The following is a 14884-nucleotide window of genomic DNA, read 5'->3' as shown; positions in this document are numbered from 1 at the left end:
ATACGATGAAGAAGATGCTGATCGCTGCGGCCATGCTGGCCGGCACCTCGCTGGCGCACGCCGGTGTCGATGTCGCAGCGGCGACCAAGCTCGCGGGTGCCAACGCCTGTATGGGTTGCCACGCCGTCGACAAGAAGCTCGTGGGCCCGTCTTATCAGGATGTCGCTGCCAAGTACAAGGGCGACAAGGACGCTGTGGCCAAGCTGGTGAAGAAGGTGAAGGGCGGCGGTTCGGGCGTCTGGGGTCCGATTCCGATGCCAGCGCACCCGAGCATGTCGGATGCCGATGCCAAGATCCTCGTTGAGTGGGTTCTGGCCGGCGCCCCGGCGAAGTAATACCGGGGCAGGGGGCTCGCCGGCCGGCCGCCATGCATGATCGGGTGGCAGATCGGGCGAGCGAACGGCGGCCGGTGCGACAGGTGTCTTCAGCACATTTCGCATCGGCGGCCTTCAGAGAAGGAAATACACAGAGATGAACCAACAGCGACGCGACATGCTGCGGTTTTCCGCGGTAATGGGACTGGCGGTGGCCGCCGGGCTGATCAAGCCCGAAGAGGCCCGCGCGGCACAGGTGGAATGGAACAAGGCGGCGTTTGCGACCCGGAGCGTGGCCGATACGGTCAAGGCGCTTGGCGGCACGAGCGCGAGCCCCAGCGACCTGGTCGTGCTGACCGCTCCCGACATTGCCGAGAACGGTGCGGTCGTGCCGGTGGCGGTGACGAGCAAGGCACCGCATACGCAAATGATCGCGATTCTGATTGAGAAGAATCCAAATACGCTCGCCGCGTCGTTCGACATTCCGGACGGCACCGAGCCGTCGGTCACCACGCGTGTGAAGATGGGGCAGACCTCGAAGGTCTACGCACTCGTCAAGGCGGATAACAAGTACCTCGTGGCCGAGAAGGAAATCAAGGTCACGTTGGGCGGTTGCGGCGGTTAAGCGGCGCATCGTAGAACTCTAGAGGAGCCACAACATGGGTAATCCGATGCGCATTCGCGCAACCGAGGCCGGCGGTGTCGTCGAGGTCAAGGTGCTGATGAGCCACATCATGGAAACCGGTCAACGCAAAGACGCTTCCGGTAACATCGTCCCTGCGCACTTCATCCAGACGGTCGCGGTCACCTGCAACGGCAAGACGGTGCTGACGGCTGAATGGGGGCCGGCGGTGTCGAAAGATCCGTTCATGTCGTTCAAGTTCAAAGGCGGCAAGAAGGGCGATAAGGTCACGGTGACGTGGACCGACAACAAGGGCGACTCGCGTACCGACGAGGCGACCATCGCCTGACGGAGCGAATGCCGGGAAGTGCGCGGTGGCGCTGACGGGGAGCCTCCCCACGACGCGCCGAACAACCCCACACAGAGGAGAGTCAGATGCTTGAGGCGCAACATAGCGCACGGGTGAGCACCCCACGTCACGCAGCATGGCTGCGTCGGACTGTGCTCGGCGGCATGCTCGCCATTGCGGGTGCTAGCGCCCCCGTCGCCGCCGTATTCGCTGCCGACAGCTCGACGGCCGACGCCATCGCGCAATATCGCGAGATGCTCGCCGACGGCAACCCCGCAGAACTGATCGAAATGCGCGGCGAGGAACTCTGGAAAACGCCGCGCGGCCCGAACAACGTCTCGCTCGCGCAGTGCGACCTGGGCCTCGGCGCCGGGGTCGTGAAAGACGCCTACGCGCAACTGCCGCGCTACTTCCCCGATACGAAACGCGTGCTCGACGCCGAGTCGCGCATCGTCGAGTGCATGGTGAATCTGCAGGGCTTCAAGCGGGCAGACGTCATCAAGCAGCCGTTCTCCAAGGAAGGCCAGGACCCGACCGATCTCGAGTCGCTCACCGCCTATGTGGCCGGTCAGTCGCGAGGTGCACTCATCCATGTGCCGCAGTCGCGCAAGGAAGAGAAGGAAGCGTACGCGCGTGGCCAGAAGATCTTCTATTACCGTGCCGGTCCGTACGACTTCTCGTGCGCGTCGTGCCATGGGGCCGACGACAAGCGCATTCGCCTTCAGGATCTGCCGAACCTGACCAAGCCCGCAGCGGCGCGTCAGGCGTTTGCGACCTGGCCGGGCTATCGTGTCTCGCAGGGTGCGCTGCGCACGATGCAGTGGCGGATGTACGACTGCTTCCGTCAACAGCGTTTGCCCGAGCTGAATTTCGGTTCGCAGGCGTCCGTCGATCTGATTACGTTCCTCGGTGTGATGGCCAACGGCGGCAAGATGGACGCCCCCGGCCTGAAGCGCTGACCGATCACGAGGCACACCCATGAAATCATTCGCATTGCGCGCGACGAGCGTTGCGCTGGCAGCGGCCGGGGCACTCGTCGTCGGCATGGCGTTCGCACAGGGCGAGGGCGTGAAGCTCGTCACCGGCTCGACCGATGCCGCTGTCGTGCAGGTGTTGCGCGACTCGTTCCGCCCCTCGGGCATTGCTCAGCTCGATCGCATCGATCAGAGTGAATTGCAGAAGCTGTGCACGCAGTACGCGGTCAAGCCGATGCCCGCGAAGATTGCGGAGCGTCTGCAAAAGGTCGAACTGGCGAACGTCAAGGCGCCGGCCGACGGCAAGTATCTCGGCGACTGGAAGGAAGGCGAGAAGGTGGCGCAGAACGGCCGCGGCATGCAGTTCACCGACAAGGCAGACACCGTCAACGGCGGCAATTGCTACGCGTGCCACCAGTTGACCAAGAGCGAGATCTCGTTCGGCAACATCGGCCCTTCGCTGTACAACTACGGCAAGCTGCGCGGCGATTCGCCCGAGGTGGTCAAGTACACGTGGGCGAAGGTCTACGACTCGCACAGCTATATGGCTTGCTCGAACATGCCGCGTTTCGGCGCGGCGGGCATTCTGACGGAGCAGCAGTTGAAGGACGTCATGGCGCTGTTGCTCGACCCGGCTTCGCCTGTGAATCAGTAACACCACCGCCGTTCCGGCAGGCGACCGGAGATCCGTCTGATCGATGGTCGCCGCCTGCTTCCGGAGTGTCGCAAGCATGAAATCCCTGAGTTTTTCTATTTTTCACGTCGGCACGCGTGCGCGACGGCGGGTGTTGGCCGCCGTGCTGGGCGCGGGGTTGATGGCCACAGCGTGGCCCGCACAGGCGTTGGAGGTTGGCGATACCGTCGTGCTGCCGTCGCTCGCGTTGCTCGATGGCAAGACGTTGCCCGCCAGCGCGTTCAAGGGCCGCACGGTCATCGTCGAGTACTGGGCGTCGTGGTGCCCGTTCTGCGCGCAGCAGAACCCGCATCTGCAGAAGCTCTACGAAGCCACGCGCGGCAAGCCGATCCAGATCATCACCCTCTCCATCGACAAGAAACCGCAGGAAGCCGCCGACTATCTGAAGACGCATGGCTATACGTTCCCCGCAGGCATGGAGAACGAGGCGTGGCAGGCGGCGCTGGGCAAGCGTCGCGGACTGCCGGAGCTGTATGTCATCGGCCGCAACGGCAAGGTGCTGCGCAAGGAAGTGGGCGAGATGTTTGGCGAAGATGTGGCGGCGCTTGCGGATTACGCGGGCAAGTAAGCGAACCGAATTCGAAGAATGACAATGCAGGCGCGCCACGTCGTGCGCGTGCCACGGAGACGAAATGAATCGACGCGAGTTCATGCAGGTGTTGGCGGTGGCGGCGGCCGGTGGGATGGCGCTGTCGCGTCACGAAACGGTGGCGGCCAAGGCGGCTGCGGCGTTCTACGATCTGCCGAAATTCGGCAATGTGCATCTGCTGCACTTTACCGACTGCCACGCGCAGTTGTTGCCGATTTATTTCCGCGAGCCGAGCGTCAATCTGGGGATTGGCGAGCAGGCGAACAAGCCGCCGCATCTGGTGGGCGAGGCATTCCTGAAGGCGTATGGTCTGCGTCCCGGCACGCCTGAGGCGTATGCGTTCACGTATCTCGACTTCGCGGCGGCGACGCGCACGTATGGCAAGGTCGGCGGGTTTGCGCATCTGGCTACACTGGTCAAGCGCATGAAGGCGTCGCGCCCTGGCGCACTGTTGCTCGACGGCGGCGACACGTGGCAAGGCTCCGGCACGGCCATGTGGACGAAGGGTCAGGACATGGTCGACGCCACGCTCGCGTTGGGTGTCGATGTCATGACGGCGCACTGGGAATTCACGTACGGGGCGGATCGCGTGAAGTCCGTCGTCGAGGAGCAACTCAAGGGCAAGATCGACTTCGTCGCGCAGAACGTGCAGACGAACGATTTCGGCGATCCGGTCTTCGCGCCGTACACGATCAAGACAATGAACGGCGTGCCTGTGGCGATCATCGGACAAGCGTTTCCGTACACGCCGATTGCGAACCCGCGCTACTTTGTGCCGGATTGGACCTTCGGGATTCAGGAAGAGCGCTTGCAGTCGATGGTCAACGAGGTGCGCGGTAAGGGCGCGCAGGTCGTGGTCGTGCTGTCGCACAACGGCATGGACGTGGACCTGAAGTTGGCGTCGCGCGTGCGCGGCATCGACGCGATCATGGGCGGTCACACGCACGATGGCGTGCCGAAGCCCGTTGTCGTGGACAACGCTGGCGGTAAGACACTCGTCACCAATGCCGGTTCGAACGGGAAGTTTCTGGCGGTGCTCGACTTCGATGTGAAGGGCGGCAAGCCGGTGGACTTCCGTTACAAGTTGCTGCCGGTCTTTGCCAACCTGTTGCCGGCAGATGCGCAGATGCAGGCGCTCATCGAGCGCGTGCGCGCGCCGTTCGCCGCGAAGCTGGCGGAGCCGCTGGCGGTGACGGAGGGCGTGCTGTACCGCCGGGGCAACTTCAACGGGACGTTCGACCAGTTGCTGCTCGACGCCGTGATGGCCGAGAAGGACGCCGAAATCGGCTTTTCGCCGGGCTTCCGTTGGGGAACGTCACTGCTGCCGGGCGCGACGATCACGATGGAGCAACTGCTCGACCAGACGGCTGTCACCTATCCGTATACGACGCTTACGCCGATGACCGGCGAGACGATCAAGACGGTGCTCGAGGACGTGGCCGATAACCTGTTCAATCCCGATCCGTACTACCAGCAGGGGGGGGATATGGTGCGCGTGGGCGGCATGGACTACACGATCGATCCGATGGCGCCGATGGGGCAGCGCATTACGGACATGCGTCTGAACGGCAAGCTGATCGAGGCGGGCAAGACGTACAAGGTGGCCGGCTGGGCGCCGGTGGCCGAGGGGGCGCAGGGCGAGCCGGTATGGGACGTGGTGGCGCGGTATCTGCGCGCGCAGAAAACGGTGGTCGCGAAGGCCCCGAAAGTCCCGTCCATTAAGGGGATGAAGGGGAATCTTGGGGCTACCTGAGGGGAGAAGTTCCGAAATCCCGAGCAAATTTGTCGGCTGCTCGCGGGTTCGGGAAAAACCGCTATAATCGTAGCTTCGTGTGGGGCGGTAGCTCAGCTGGGAGAGCGTCGCGTTCGCAATGCGAAGGTCGGGAGTTCGATCCTCCTCCGCTCCACCACTACGGCCTTCGAGATGGACGTTTCTGCAAGGCATCTGCTGCAGATGCGGTACCGATTCGCCCTTCCTGTTTTTTCGTCATCCGAGTGAGCGTTGTCGCGGTGAGCGTCGCGGTACAATCCCCCCATCGATTTCTTGGACCTTTGCACGCTATGACGAAAGACGAAATTGTCGGTTTGATCACAGGGAAGCTGACTTCGGAGCGGGCTAATATCGAAGCCCAGTGGCAGAACCCCGAAGATACGCCTACGCGTCACTTCGTCATCGACGGCCTCCTTCCGGAAAACATCGCGCACGCCATTTACGACGCGTTTCCCAAGAGTGCCGACGGCTTTTACAGCCGTGAGTCCTTCAGGGAAAAGAAGCGAACGTCTGCCAAGATCGAGCAATACGATCCGATTTTGGGTGCCATCACGTTTGCCTTCCAGGACCCTGAGACGGTCAAGCTGGTTGCAGACATTGTCCAGTTCGATCGCATCGAACCTGATCCGAGCCTGTATGCTGGCGGTCTGTCGATGATGTTCGAGGGCGACTTCCTGAATCCTCATATCGACAACAGTCACGATGCCAGTCGTGATCGCTATCGCCGCCTGAACCTGCTTTACTACGTCACCCCGGATTGGGAGATGTCGAATGGCGGTAACTTCGAACTCTGGGATGCAGATTGCAAGGTCCCCAAGACGCTGGTGTCCAAGTTCAATCGTCTCGTCGTGATGGAGACGAACAAGGACTCTTGGCATTCGGTCAGTCCGGTGACGGTGCCTGGACCGCGTTGCTGCGTGTCGAACTACTTCTTCTCGGAAATCTCTCCCGATAATTCCGACTATTTCCACGTCACCTCGTTTACGGGCCGGCCGGAAGAGCACGCTAAGCGTGCCATCGGCGCCGTCGACAACGCGCTGCGCAACACGGTTTCCAAGTTGCTCGGCTTTGGTCGCGGGAAAGACGAAGCTCGCAAGTAATACAAGCACCGCATGCCCGACCCGATGGCCGGGTATGCCACAGTCTGCCTATCCATCCGTGCGTGCCGGTGTGCCGGTGTGCCAGTGTGCCGGAAGCCGATACGGTACATTGTACGGATCAACGAGAACGGAAGAATTCTCTATGCAGGTCGAATCAAATTTGGACAACCGCTCGGATGGCGATGTTGCGCTGACCGATGTATTGAGGTTCATCGGCAGGCATGTCGTACTCATTTCCGTCGTCGCTGTCGTTGGCGGGATTGCGGGGTTTGGCGTAAGCCGCATCGCGCCGCAGGCCTGGGAAGGCACGTCGATCGTCATGATCGGCCGCGTTGGCAACGAGTTGATCGAGCCGCTTCCGAATGCGGTGGAGCGTGTCGGCACGGCGGGTTTTGCGCAGCGCGTGGTCAGGACCGCTGGCACTCCGGTGCGCGACGATATGTTGCGCGCGTCGCTCAGAGCGGCGCCGCGCGGCACCGATCTCGTCGCGATTTCGGTCCGGGGACCAACATCGGAAGACGCGGTGCGTTACGCCACGGCGGCACGTGATGTCATGCTCAAGGCGCAAAACGACAAGATTTCCGACGCCGAAGAGCGTTTGCGTAGCGATGCAGCATCCGCCGACCAGGCGCTGGAGCGTGCCGTCAAGCAGCGTGACTCGTGGTCCGTCTATATGAAGGGCGTGGCCGACGGCACCCTAAAGCCGCAGTTGGCCGAGGTCCTGATTCTTAAGGACATGATTGATCGGACGGATGCGCAGATTGATGATGCGCGCAAGAGGTCGGAGAAGTTGCAGCGGAGCCTGCGTTCGACCGAGACCTATGCAAGCCAAGCGATTGACGACGGCGCTCCGCTAGTCACGAAGGTGTCCGCTGGCCGTATCAAGTTCGTCGCGGGAGGGCTGATTCTGGGCGTGCTGCTGGGCTTGCTTTGTGCTGTAGGACTGGATATGCGGGCCAGCGCGCAACGCAAATCCGTCGCCCGCTGACCATTGATTCGCTTGTCGGGGGTCGAGTTTACGCGACGCCCGGCTTGTGCCAGACAGTCCGATTGATGTAATCGATGTAGCTCAGGACGATGCGCAGAACCTGAGTCGAGACGTTCGGATTATTGTAGTCGCTCACCGGCAACGTCCGACGCTTGTCGGAAGAGAACCCGTCAGTGACGACACGCACCGCGTTCAGCACGCCTTCCGTGCGCAAACCGCTCATAATCAACGTTCCCACATCCATGCCTTCCGGACGTTCGTGGGCGTTTCGGATCATGATGGCCGGCAGATTCAGCAACGACGCTTCCTCGGTAATCGTGCCGCTGTCCGAGAGCACACAGAATGCCTCGCGTTGCAGCTTGATGTAGTCGATGAACCCGAAGGGCTTGGCGAATGTCACGCCGTTCGTCGGCAATTCACGTCCCAACTGTTCCAGACGGATGCGCGTGCGCGGATGAGTCGAGACCAGTACCGGATAGCCGTACTGCTCGTGCAGCGCGATCAGCGTATCGAGCAGGTCGTTGAGCGCTTCAGGCGAATCGACGTTCTCTTCACGATGCGCACTGACGATGAAATATTGCCGGGACGTCAGTGCCTGCCGCGCCAAGACGTCGGATTTTTCAATGGCATCCGCGTAATGTTCGAGAACCTCGTACATGTGCGAACCCGTCCGGAAGATGGTTTCCGGACGAATGCCTTCGTCGAGCAAGTAAGCGCGCGCCCGTTCGGTGAGAACCATGTTGATGTCCGACAGATGGTCCAGCACTTTCCGGTTGAGTTCTTCGGGCACGCGCTGATCGAAGCAGCGATTGCCGGCTTCCATATGGAACACAGGGACCTTGCGGCGTTTCGCGGGAATGACTGCGAGGCCCGAATTGGTGTCGCCGTACAACATGATGGCGTCGGGCTTCTCAAGCTCGATCACCCTGTCCGCAGACTCGATGACGCGTGCGATGGTTTCTGCCGGTGTCGCGCCGGCAGTATTAAGGAAATGGTCCGGCTTACGGATGCCCAGATCGTCGAAAAAGATCTGATTGAGTTCGTAATCGAAGTTCTGACCCGTATGCACCAGAACGTGCGTCGTGTAACGCTCGAACTCGGCGATGACGCGACTCATCTTGATGAGTTCCGGGCGGGTGCCCAGAATGGTCATGATCTTAGGCACGAAGCTGCTCCTGAATGAAATCCAGGGTGAGCAGCAGTTTCTTGACCTCTTCGACGTTCAGGCGCGTCGTGTTGTGCGACGTGTAATCCTCGGCGAGCGTGATCTTCGTTTCGCCTTGCACGAAATACTTGGCGTAGTTCAGATCGCGGCCATCTGCCGGCACGCGGTAGTAGCGTCCCATGTCTTCCGTGCGCGCCATTTCTTCGCGCGACACCAGCGACTCATAGAGCTTCTCACCGTGGCGGGTACCGATGATGCGCATCTGGCTCTTGCTCTGGAAGAGTTCGATGAGCGCCTGTGCGAGCACTTCCACGGTCGAGGCCGGTGCTTTCTGAATGAAGATGTCGCCTTGGTGGCCGTGTTCGAACGCGTGCAGCACGAGATCGACGGAGTCTTCCAGCGACATCAGGAAGCGGGTCATCGTCGGATCGGTCAGAGTCAGGTCCTTGCCTTCTTTGATCTGGCTCGTGAACAGCGGAATCACGGAGCCGCGCGAGGCCATCACGTTGCCGTAGCGCGTGGCGCAGAAGACGGTGTCGCCAGGGCGCTGAATGCGCGACTTGGCGACCGTCAGTTTCTCCATCATGGCCTTGGACAGACCCATGGCATTGATGGGATACACGGCCTTGTCAGTGCTCAGCATGACGACGCGCGATACCTTGTTCGCCGATGCCGCATTCAAGACATTCTCGGCGCCGAGGACGTTGGTGCGAACGGCTTCCATCGGATAGAATTCGCACGACGGCACTTGCTTGAGCGCGGCGGCGTGGAAGACGTAGTCGACACCCTTCATAGCGTCGTGCACGCTCGAGTATTCGCGAACATCGCCGATGTAGAACTTGAGCTTCGGATGGCTCAAGGCGATGCGCATGTCTTCCTGTTTCTTCTCATCCCGACTGAAGATGCGGATTTCGGCGACATCCGTGCTGAGAAAACGCTTCAGAACCGCGTTACCGAACGAGCCGGTACCGCCCGTGATCATCAATACTTTATCGTTGAACATAGGGGATCTCAGGATTATCCGAACAGATGCATTTTTTCAATGAGAGTGCGCCACGGCTTGGGACTAAAGCCGGTGGCGGCACGGAACCGGTCGCTGTTAAGCGAGCGATCGATGACCAGGTCATCGCTGGGTGTGATCGAGATGTCTTTACCGTAGACGTCGGCGATCAATGTCAGCAGATCATACTTGTTGATCGGGTCGACGGAGACATGATAGAGCCCGGTCAGGCTCAGGTTCGGCAGTACATGATCGCGAATGACTTCGGCGAGTTCGACGGTCGGCAGGCCGGAAAATACGGCGCGACGGAATCCCCTGACGGATCCTGTTTGTGCGAGGAACCAGTCGACCAGCGCAAAGTGGCTGTTGAGCTCATGGCCGATGATCGACGTGCGCAGGGTCACGGCGTGCGGAGCATCGACTTCGCCGAGCAACTTGGTGCGGCCGTAGACGTCGGTGGCATCGGGGGTGTCCGATTCGAGATACAGCCCCTTGTCGCCGGTGAAAACACAGTCGGTACTGACGTGAATGAGTCGCGCCTTGACCAGATCGCACAACAGGGAGAGGCGGTGCGGCAGCATGGCGTTGATGGGGATCGCGGCGATCGGATCCTTGGCGTTACCCAGCTGCTTGATGAGTCCGACACAATTGACGACGACGTCGGGCTGCGCTTCGGTAAAGACGCGAATCAGGCCATCCTCACGTTCTACGTCCACACCGCTGACCAGACCTGCTTGAAGTTCGGGGGCAAAATGACGGCGAGCATTGTCGCTGCGTAAGGTGCCGACGACCGAGAGGCCGCTCGTTGCAGACAGCGTGCGAAAGACCGCATTCCCGAGCATCCCGGATGCGCCCAGAACGAGAATTTTCATTGTTACTCCCAAGAAATACGCGTTTCTATCAACTTTATGCCTGCTTTTCGCCGGCAATTGCCGAACGCAGGTGCTTCACGAGGTCGCGCACCAATCGATTTGCCTCGAAGCGGTCGGCATAATACCTCTTTCCCCTCTCTCCCATCATCTGCCGTTGCGCAACACTCGAATCCGCCAGCGTGCTCACTGCCTGCGCCAGCGCCTGCGGATCTTCCGCAGGGCACGCGAGTCCAGCCTGCGCTTCAGTGACAACCCGGGCACCCGCGCCGTCCATCGCTGCGATTACCGGCTTACCCGTCGCAAGGTAGACCGGAAGTTTGCTCGGGATGGTCAGACCCATGATCGGATCGCGTCGGAGCGTGGCCAGCAACGCCGACGCATGGGAAAACACCCCTGACATCTGCTCGGGGGCGAAGCGTCCTGCCATCACAACATTGTCCAGTTTTTCGCTGGCGATTCGGGCCGTGACGTGGGCTGACTCCGAACCGGAGCCGACCAGTACAAATCGGATGTCGTCCCGCGATCTGAGCAGGGCCGCCGCATCCAGAATGGTATCGAGCGCCTGTGCCTTGCCAAGGTTGCCGGCGAAGACAACGTTGAACCGCCCCGGCGCCAAGGCGTCCGTAGGAGGCGGCTCGGTCGAGGCATCTGCCGGAATCATCTGCGGAGGGACCGAGTTGTAATGGACTCGGATGTCCTTGCCGGGCGGCGCATAACCGGCCACACTTCCGACGAATTCATCCGATTGTACGAGAATCACGTCCGAGTGCCGGTAGATGTATCGAACCGCGTGCTCCACCATGCGCAGCAGGAAGGGGCGCTTGACGAACCCCGTTGCCGACAGGCTTTCGGGCCAGAGATCCTGCACCCATACGACCATCGGGGCTTTCTTTATGCGTTTGAGCAGAATGGCCGGCAGCGCCTTAAGCAGCGGCGAAGGCGCATAAACAAAAACAACGTCGATCGGCCGTCCCCAAAGACGGAACGGACCGAAGACCGCCAGCGATGCCATGAACGAGAGGTAGTTCGCCGCTAGCCGGAGAGCGCGGCCGGAGCCTCGCGGGACCACGGGCAGTCTCAGAACCTCGACGCCTTGCGGCGTCCGCTCCCGCCCGAACCCCCAGGCGCGATACCCCTTGAACACCCGGCCTTCGGGGTAGTTCGGTTGCCCCGTAAGCACGGTCACCGATTCGACTTGCCCGGCGAGCAATTCACTGATGTGGTTGATCGGAAAACCTTCCGGGTGAAAGTAATGCGATACAACGAGAACGTGCATGGTGAGAATCTCGTGCCGCGGTCAGGCTTCGGGTGAGGCCGAGGCGGCCTGTGAAAACACGGCGATCTGGCGTTGCGTCAGGCTTTCGTCGGCGAGCAGGTAGGCTTTCGTATAGATCTCGACCTTCGAGCAGGTCTCGTCGAACGCTTCCTGAGTCATGTCCCGAAGCGACTCGATCTTTTTCGCGAAAACGTCGGGTTGCCCGAGGTCGATCACCGCACCGGCGCCCGCTTCGTCCAAGTTGCGCCAGGGTGTCTCCGTGCCGAGGAACACAGGGCGGCATGCCAAAAGCGCCTCGAGAATGACGTATCCGTAGTTTTCGCCGAGCGTCGGGAAGAGAAACGCGTGGTATCCGGCGAAGATGTCGACGACCTGGCCGCGCTCTGCGATGCCCTTGTAGCGGACCCGGCCCGGATCGTCCAGCTTTGCAATGGCGACCTGACACTCCTCCCAATAAGTGGGATCGTCGATCGGGCCATAGATATCCAGCGTCACGTTCTTGTCTTTGACGCGCTCAAGCAATTGAATGGCGTAGAGGAGGTTCTTGTTTCTTGCCAGTCTTGAAACGAACACAAGTCGCAGACTTCCGGCTTCTTTTGCGATCGGGCGACGCGCGACTTCCACACCGGGCGGCAGAAGTTCGTTGCATCGCGTGACGCGCGCGCTCGGAAAATTACGTTTGACTTCGTTCTCCTCGAATTCGCTCGTCACCTGCCAGATCACGCCGCGATGCAGGTGCAACACGCGCATGAGACGAATCGCAAGGCGTTTTTTCAGCGCGCCGAGAGCAAGGGCGCTCTCGAAGAGTTCGCCGCGCGGGGCCAGGACGATGCCGCCGCGATAGCCCAGTATGCGGGCGATGATCAGCGGAAGAATGGTGTATGAGGGCGAGAAGAGGCTGTTGAAGAACAGCAGGTCGGGTGATTTGCTGCGAATGGCATCCGGAAGCAACCGAAGCAGTGCGGAGGTGCGGCTGCAATAGCGAATCAACGCATTGCCATACGGTTGCCAGCTATCGGCATGTACGTCGAGCGTTGTCCCGTCGGGTTCGGTTGAGCGTGTGATGACTTCGATGGCCATGCTGGAATCCAGCCGGCGAACGATGTAATCGAGCGCAGTCGCGGACCCGCCAGCCTGTCGGCTCGGGCAAAAAAAGTCGCTGAAAATAAGAGCCTTCATTCGCGAATTCGGCGCATCTTGCGGAGTATTTGCTGCTCGTGGTTTACCAAGGCGATCGAGTATGAACGAACGTCGGGGCGAGTTCCGAATAGTCGGAATCGAATCCCGATCGCCACCCAACGTCATCGAGTGATTATATTTCTCGGCCGGCCGCGCCATGCGGTTGCAAAGCCCGTCACCTTTAGAATTCGGCAAGAATCCAATTTTAAAAGTATACATCACTCGATGCCTCGATCAGTTTGAATCAGATGGCGCCGGGGGTGTTCTCGGGGAGCCGCGCTATATTGCCGCAGTATGGATCTGGCGCAAATGCGGTCGCCTTTTCGCGGGCTGGTACGCCTTCCAACTTTTGGCGTGTATGCCAAGGGCGTGGTGTAAAATGGCCCCTTTTTTCCGCCAGCTTCCGTGAGTCGCCCCTGTGCATTGATGCACCAGTGCGCTAAGGTGGGTCGAGGTATTGGGATGAGCTTTCGTGCTGATTAGAAATACTCTCTACAATCTGTTTGGGCTCGGTGCCCCGCTGATCGTTGCGGTTGTCTCCATTCCCCCGCTTATCTCCCATCTCGGCACCGAACGATTCGGTTTGCTCACCTTGATTTGGGCAGTCGTCAGCTATTTCGGCCTCTTCGATCTCGGACTCGGCCGCGCGCTAACCCAGCAGCTTGCCATCGAGCTGGCGCACGATGACCACAGCCGGGTTAAACCGCTGGTTGGGACGGCTACCTGGCTGATGGCCGGGCTTGGCATTCTTGCCGGCCTCGTGTTGATCGCGGCAGCGCCCTGGGGCATCGGGTTGGTGGAGCATCAACAGTCTCGCGACGAAGTTTTTTTCGCGGTCTGTGCCATGGCCGTCGCCATGCCCTTTATCGTGTTGACCTCCGGCTTTCGCGGCGTCCTTGAAGCACGTCAGGCATTTGGTATCGTCAATCTCATCCGCTTGCCCATGGGGCTGTTCACATTTCTGGGTCCGTTGGCTGTCGTCCTGCATTTCGGGCCGCGACTCGATTGGGTGGCCTGGGTGCTGGTCATCGGACGCATCGTAGCGTGTGTGGTGCATGCGTACTACGCATGGTGTGTGCTGCCGGACAACGCGGGTTCGCTTACGTTCTCTCGTCATCTGATCAAACCGCTGATCACATCGGGCGGCTGGATGACGGTGAGCAACGTCGTCGGGCCGCTCATGGGGTACCTAGACAGGTTCGCGGTCGGTGCGCTGGTGTCGGCCGGTGCTGTCGCCTACTACGCGACGCCTCAGGAATTGATCATGAAGCTGTCTATCCTTCCTGCCGCGCTTATGTCTGTGATGTTTCCGACATTTGCAAAATCCACGCGAGACGGTGCGATCGACAAGGCAGGCTTGTTCGGACAGTCGGCGTTTGTGTTGTTCCTGATGATCGCGCCAGCGTGCGCGGCCATTGGCATGTTCTCGGACTTGATTCTGAGCCGCTGGATCAGCGCGGATTTTTCGGCGCACGCGGCCGGAGTTCTTATCCTGTTTGCGTGTGGGATGCTGATAAACTCCGTTTCTTCCGCGCCGTTGACCTGGCTGCAAGCCACCGACAAGGCGCGTGTGGTGGCGATGATTCACACCATAGAGCTGCCGTTGTTTTTCGGTTCCCTCTGGATCGGCCTGCGTTATTTCGGCATTCAGGGTGCTGCCGTCGCGTGGGTGGCACGCATCGCGCTGGATGCGCTGTTCCTGTGGACCGCCGCCGTACTCTGCGATGGCCGTTTGATGAGCGTTGCGCTGCGTTCGGCGGCGCTTGCCGGGGCAGCAACGCTTGCGATCTATCTGCTCAGCGTCAGTCACCTTTCCTTGATCACCAGAGGCATCGTTCTACTGGCACTGTTGATTTGGTGGGGCGTGATTGCAATGCGCACATTGATGAAAAATAGAACCCTGACGCGTTGACACTTGTCACGCCTTACGTGAATTCGAAAGATGACTGTTGCGACGAGTAACGTTGATTGTCCGTTGTGCGGCACTCCCA

At 60.4% G+C, this 14884-nt stretch carries 15 protein-coding genes and 1 tRNA gene; 11 read left to right on the top strand and 5 right to left on the bottom strand.

Features of this window, described 5'->3' with window-relative positions; all coding sequences use genetic code 11:
• Nucleotides 1–5 precede the first annotated feature (5 nt).
• The 10 genes from PHO31112_RS11980 (at nucleotide 6) to PHO31112_RS11935 (ending at nucleotide 7401) form a co-directional block, all read left to right on the top strand.
• Entirely contained in the window at nucleotides 6–335 is a 330-nt protein-coding gene (locus PHO31112_RS11980; protein ID WP_150584154.1) for a c-type cytochrome, read from the top strand.
• Nucleotides 336–471: 136 nt separating this feature from the next.
• Entirely contained in the window at nucleotides 472–939 is a 468-nt protein-coding gene (gene soxY, locus PHO31112_RS11975; protein WP_010807640.1) for a thiosulfate oxidation carrier protein SoxY, read from the top strand.
• Between the two features lie 34 nt (nucleotides 940–973).
• Nucleotides 974–1285, top strand: a complete 312-nt coding sequence (gene soxZ, locus PHO31112_RS11970) for a thiosulfate oxidation carrier complex protein SoxZ (protein WP_150620721.1) — start codon at nucleotides 974–976, stop codon at nucleotides 1283–1285.
• A 164-nt stretch (nucleotides 1286–1449) separates the two neighbouring features.
• A complete protein-coding gene (soxA, locus tag PHO31112_RS11965; protein WP_370855817.1) occupies nucleotides 1450–2244 on the top strand; it encodes a sulfur oxidation c-type cytochrome SoxA in 795 nt (264 codons plus the stop codon).
• A 19-nt stretch (nucleotides 2245–2263) separates the two neighbouring features.
• On the top strand, nucleotides 2264–2914 hold the full coding sequence (soxX, locus tag PHO31112_RS11960; protein WP_150620720.1) for a sulfur oxidation c-type cytochrome SoxX: 651 nt from the start codon (nucleotides 2264–2266) through the stop codon (nucleotides 2912–2914).
• Between the two features lie 76 nt (nucleotides 2915–2990).
• A complete protein-coding gene (locus PHO31112_RS11955) occupies nucleotides 2991–3521 on the top strand; it encodes a TlpA family protein disulfide reductase (protein WP_425495181.1) in 531 nt (176 codons plus the stop codon).
• Nucleotides 3522–3585: 64 nt separating this feature from the next.
• A complete protein-coding gene (gene soxB / locus PHO31112_RS11950) occupies nucleotides 3586–5295 on the top strand; it encodes a thiosulfohydrolase SoxB (RefSeq protein WP_150620719.1) in 1710 nt (569 codons plus the stop codon).
• 81 nt (nucleotides 5296–5376) lie between these two features.
• Nucleotides 5377–5452: transfer RNA gene (locus PHO31112_RS11945), tRNA-Ala, on the top strand.
• Nucleotides 5453–5603: 151 nt separating this feature from the next.
• Nucleotides 5604–6413, top strand: a complete 810-nt coding sequence (locus tag PHO31112_RS11940; protein WP_150620718.1) for a 2OG-Fe(II) oxygenase — start codon at nucleotides 5604–5606, stop codon at nucleotides 6411–6413.
• Between the two features lie 58 nt (nucleotides 6414–6471).
• Complete coding sequence (locus tag PHO31112_RS11935) at nucleotides 6472–7401, top strand: GumC domain-containing protein (RefSeq protein WP_150620717.1); 930 nt, start codon at nucleotides 6472–6474, stop codon at nucleotides 7399–7401.
• 28 nt (nucleotides 7402–7429) lie between these two features.
• Here PHO31112_RS11935 and wecB read toward each other — a convergent pair whose 3' ends face one another.
• Genes wecB through PHO31112_RS11910 form a run of 5 tightly spaced genes read right to left on the bottom strand, consistent with a single transcriptional unit; the run spans nucleotide 7430 to nucleotide 13112 of the window.
• The gene (gene wecB / locus PHO31112_RS11930; protein ID WP_150620716.1) at nucleotides 7430–8566 is read right to left on the bottom strand and encodes a non-hydrolyzing UDP-N-acetylglucosamine 2-epimerase; all 1137 of its coding nucleotides are present in this window, start codon (nucleotides 8564–8566) and stop codon (nucleotides 7430–7432) included.
• Nucleotides 8559–9569, bottom strand: a complete 1011-nt coding sequence (locus PHO31112_RS11925; RefSeq protein ID WP_150620715.1) for a polysaccharide biosynthesis protein — start codon at nucleotides 9567–9569, stop codon at nucleotides 8559–8561. The genes wecB and PHO31112_RS11925 overlap by 8 nt, the downstream gene beginning before the upstream one ends.
• Nucleotides 9570–9583: 14 nt before the next feature.
• Nucleotides 9584–10438, bottom strand: coding sequence for a dTDP-4-dehydrorhamnose reductase family protein (locus PHO31112_RS11920; protein ID WP_150620714.1), 855 nt, complete (start codon nucleotides 10436–10438; stop codon nucleotides 9584–9586).
• A 34-nt stretch (nucleotides 10439–10472) separates the two neighbouring features.
• Entirely contained in the window at nucleotides 10473–11714 is a 1242-nt protein-coding gene (locus PHO31112_RS11915; protein WP_150620713.1) for a glycosyltransferase family 4 protein, read from the bottom strand.
• Nucleotides 11715–11735: 21 nt separating this feature from the next.
• Nucleotides 11736–13112, bottom strand: coding sequence for a glycosyltransferase family 4 protein (locus PHO31112_RS11910; RefSeq protein WP_150620712.1), 1377 nt, complete (start codon nucleotides 13110–13112; stop codon nucleotides 11736–11738).
• A gap of 253 nt (nucleotides 13113–13365) precedes the next feature.
• On the opposite strand from PHO31112_RS11910, the gene PHO31112_RS11905 reads away from it, so the two are divergent.
• Nucleotides 13366–14805: a flippase gene (locus tag PHO31112_RS11905; RefSeq protein WP_150620711.1), complete on the top strand. Its 1440-nt coding sequence runs from the start codon at nucleotides 13366–13368 to the stop codon at nucleotides 14803–14805.
• The last annotated feature ends 79 nt before the right edge of the window (nucleotides 14806–14884 follow it).

Origin of the sequence: Pandoraea horticolens (genome assembly GCF_902459555.1) — a bacterium.
Classification (GTDB): Bacteria; Pseudomonadota; Gammaproteobacteria; order Burkholderiales; family Burkholderiaceae; genus Pandoraea; species Pandoraea horticolens.
The sequence above is the reverse complement of the archived record's forward strand: the minus strand, read 5'-3'. Positions and strand labels throughout refer to the sequence as shown.

What these genes read in the sequence shown, in the direction of transcription:
- soxA (WP_370855817.1), top strand. Translation starts at nt 1,450, where the DNA reads ATGCTCGCCATTGCGGGTGCTAGCGCCCCCGTCGCCGCCGTATTCGCT.
- PHO31112_RS11920 (WP_150620714.1), bottom strand. Translation starts at nt 10,438, where the DNA reads ATGAAAATTCTCGTTCTGGGCGCATCCGGGATGCTCGGGAATGCGGTC.
- PHO31112_RS11955 (WP_425495181.1), top strand. Translation starts at nt 2,991, where the DNA reads ATGAAATCCCTGAGTTTTTCTATTTTTCACGTCGGCACGCGTGCGCGA.
- PHO31112_RS11980 (WP_150584154.1), top strand. Translation starts at nt 6, where the DNA reads ATGAAGAAGATGCTGATCGCTGCGGCCATGCTGGCCGGCACCTCGCTG.
- soxX (WP_150620720.1), top strand. Translation starts at nt 2,264, where the DNA reads ATGAAATCATTCGCATTGCGCGCGACGAGCGTTGCGCTGGCAGCGGCC.
- PHO31112_RS11915 (WP_150620713.1), bottom strand. Translation starts at nt 11,714, where the DNA reads ATGCACGTTCTCGTTGTATCGCATTACTTTCACCCGGAAGGTTTTCCG.
- PHO31112_RS11910 (WP_150620712.1), bottom strand. Translation starts at nt 13,112, where the DNA reads ATGTATACTTTTAAAATTGGATTCTTGCCGAATTCTAAAGGTGACGGG.
- PHO31112_RS11925 (WP_150620715.1), bottom strand. Translation starts at nt 9,569, where the DNA reads ATGTTCAACGATAAAGTATTGATGATCACGGGCGGTACCGGCTCGTTC.
- PHO31112_RS11940 (WP_150620718.1), top strand. Translation starts at nt 5,604, where the DNA reads ATGACGAAAGACGAAATTGTCGGTTTGATCACAGGGAAGCTGACTTCG.
- soxZ (WP_150620721.1), top strand. Translation starts at nt 974, where the DNA reads ATGGGTAATCCGATGCGCATTCGCGCAACCGAGGCCGGCGGTGTCGTC.
- soxB (WP_150620719.1), top strand. Translation starts at nt 3,586, where the DNA reads ATGAATCGACGCGAGTTCATGCAGGTGTTGGCGGTGGCGGCGGCCGGT.
- soxY (WP_010807640.1), top strand. Translation starts at nt 472, where the DNA reads ATGAACCAACAGCGACGCGACATGCTGCGGTTTTCCGCGGTAATGGGA.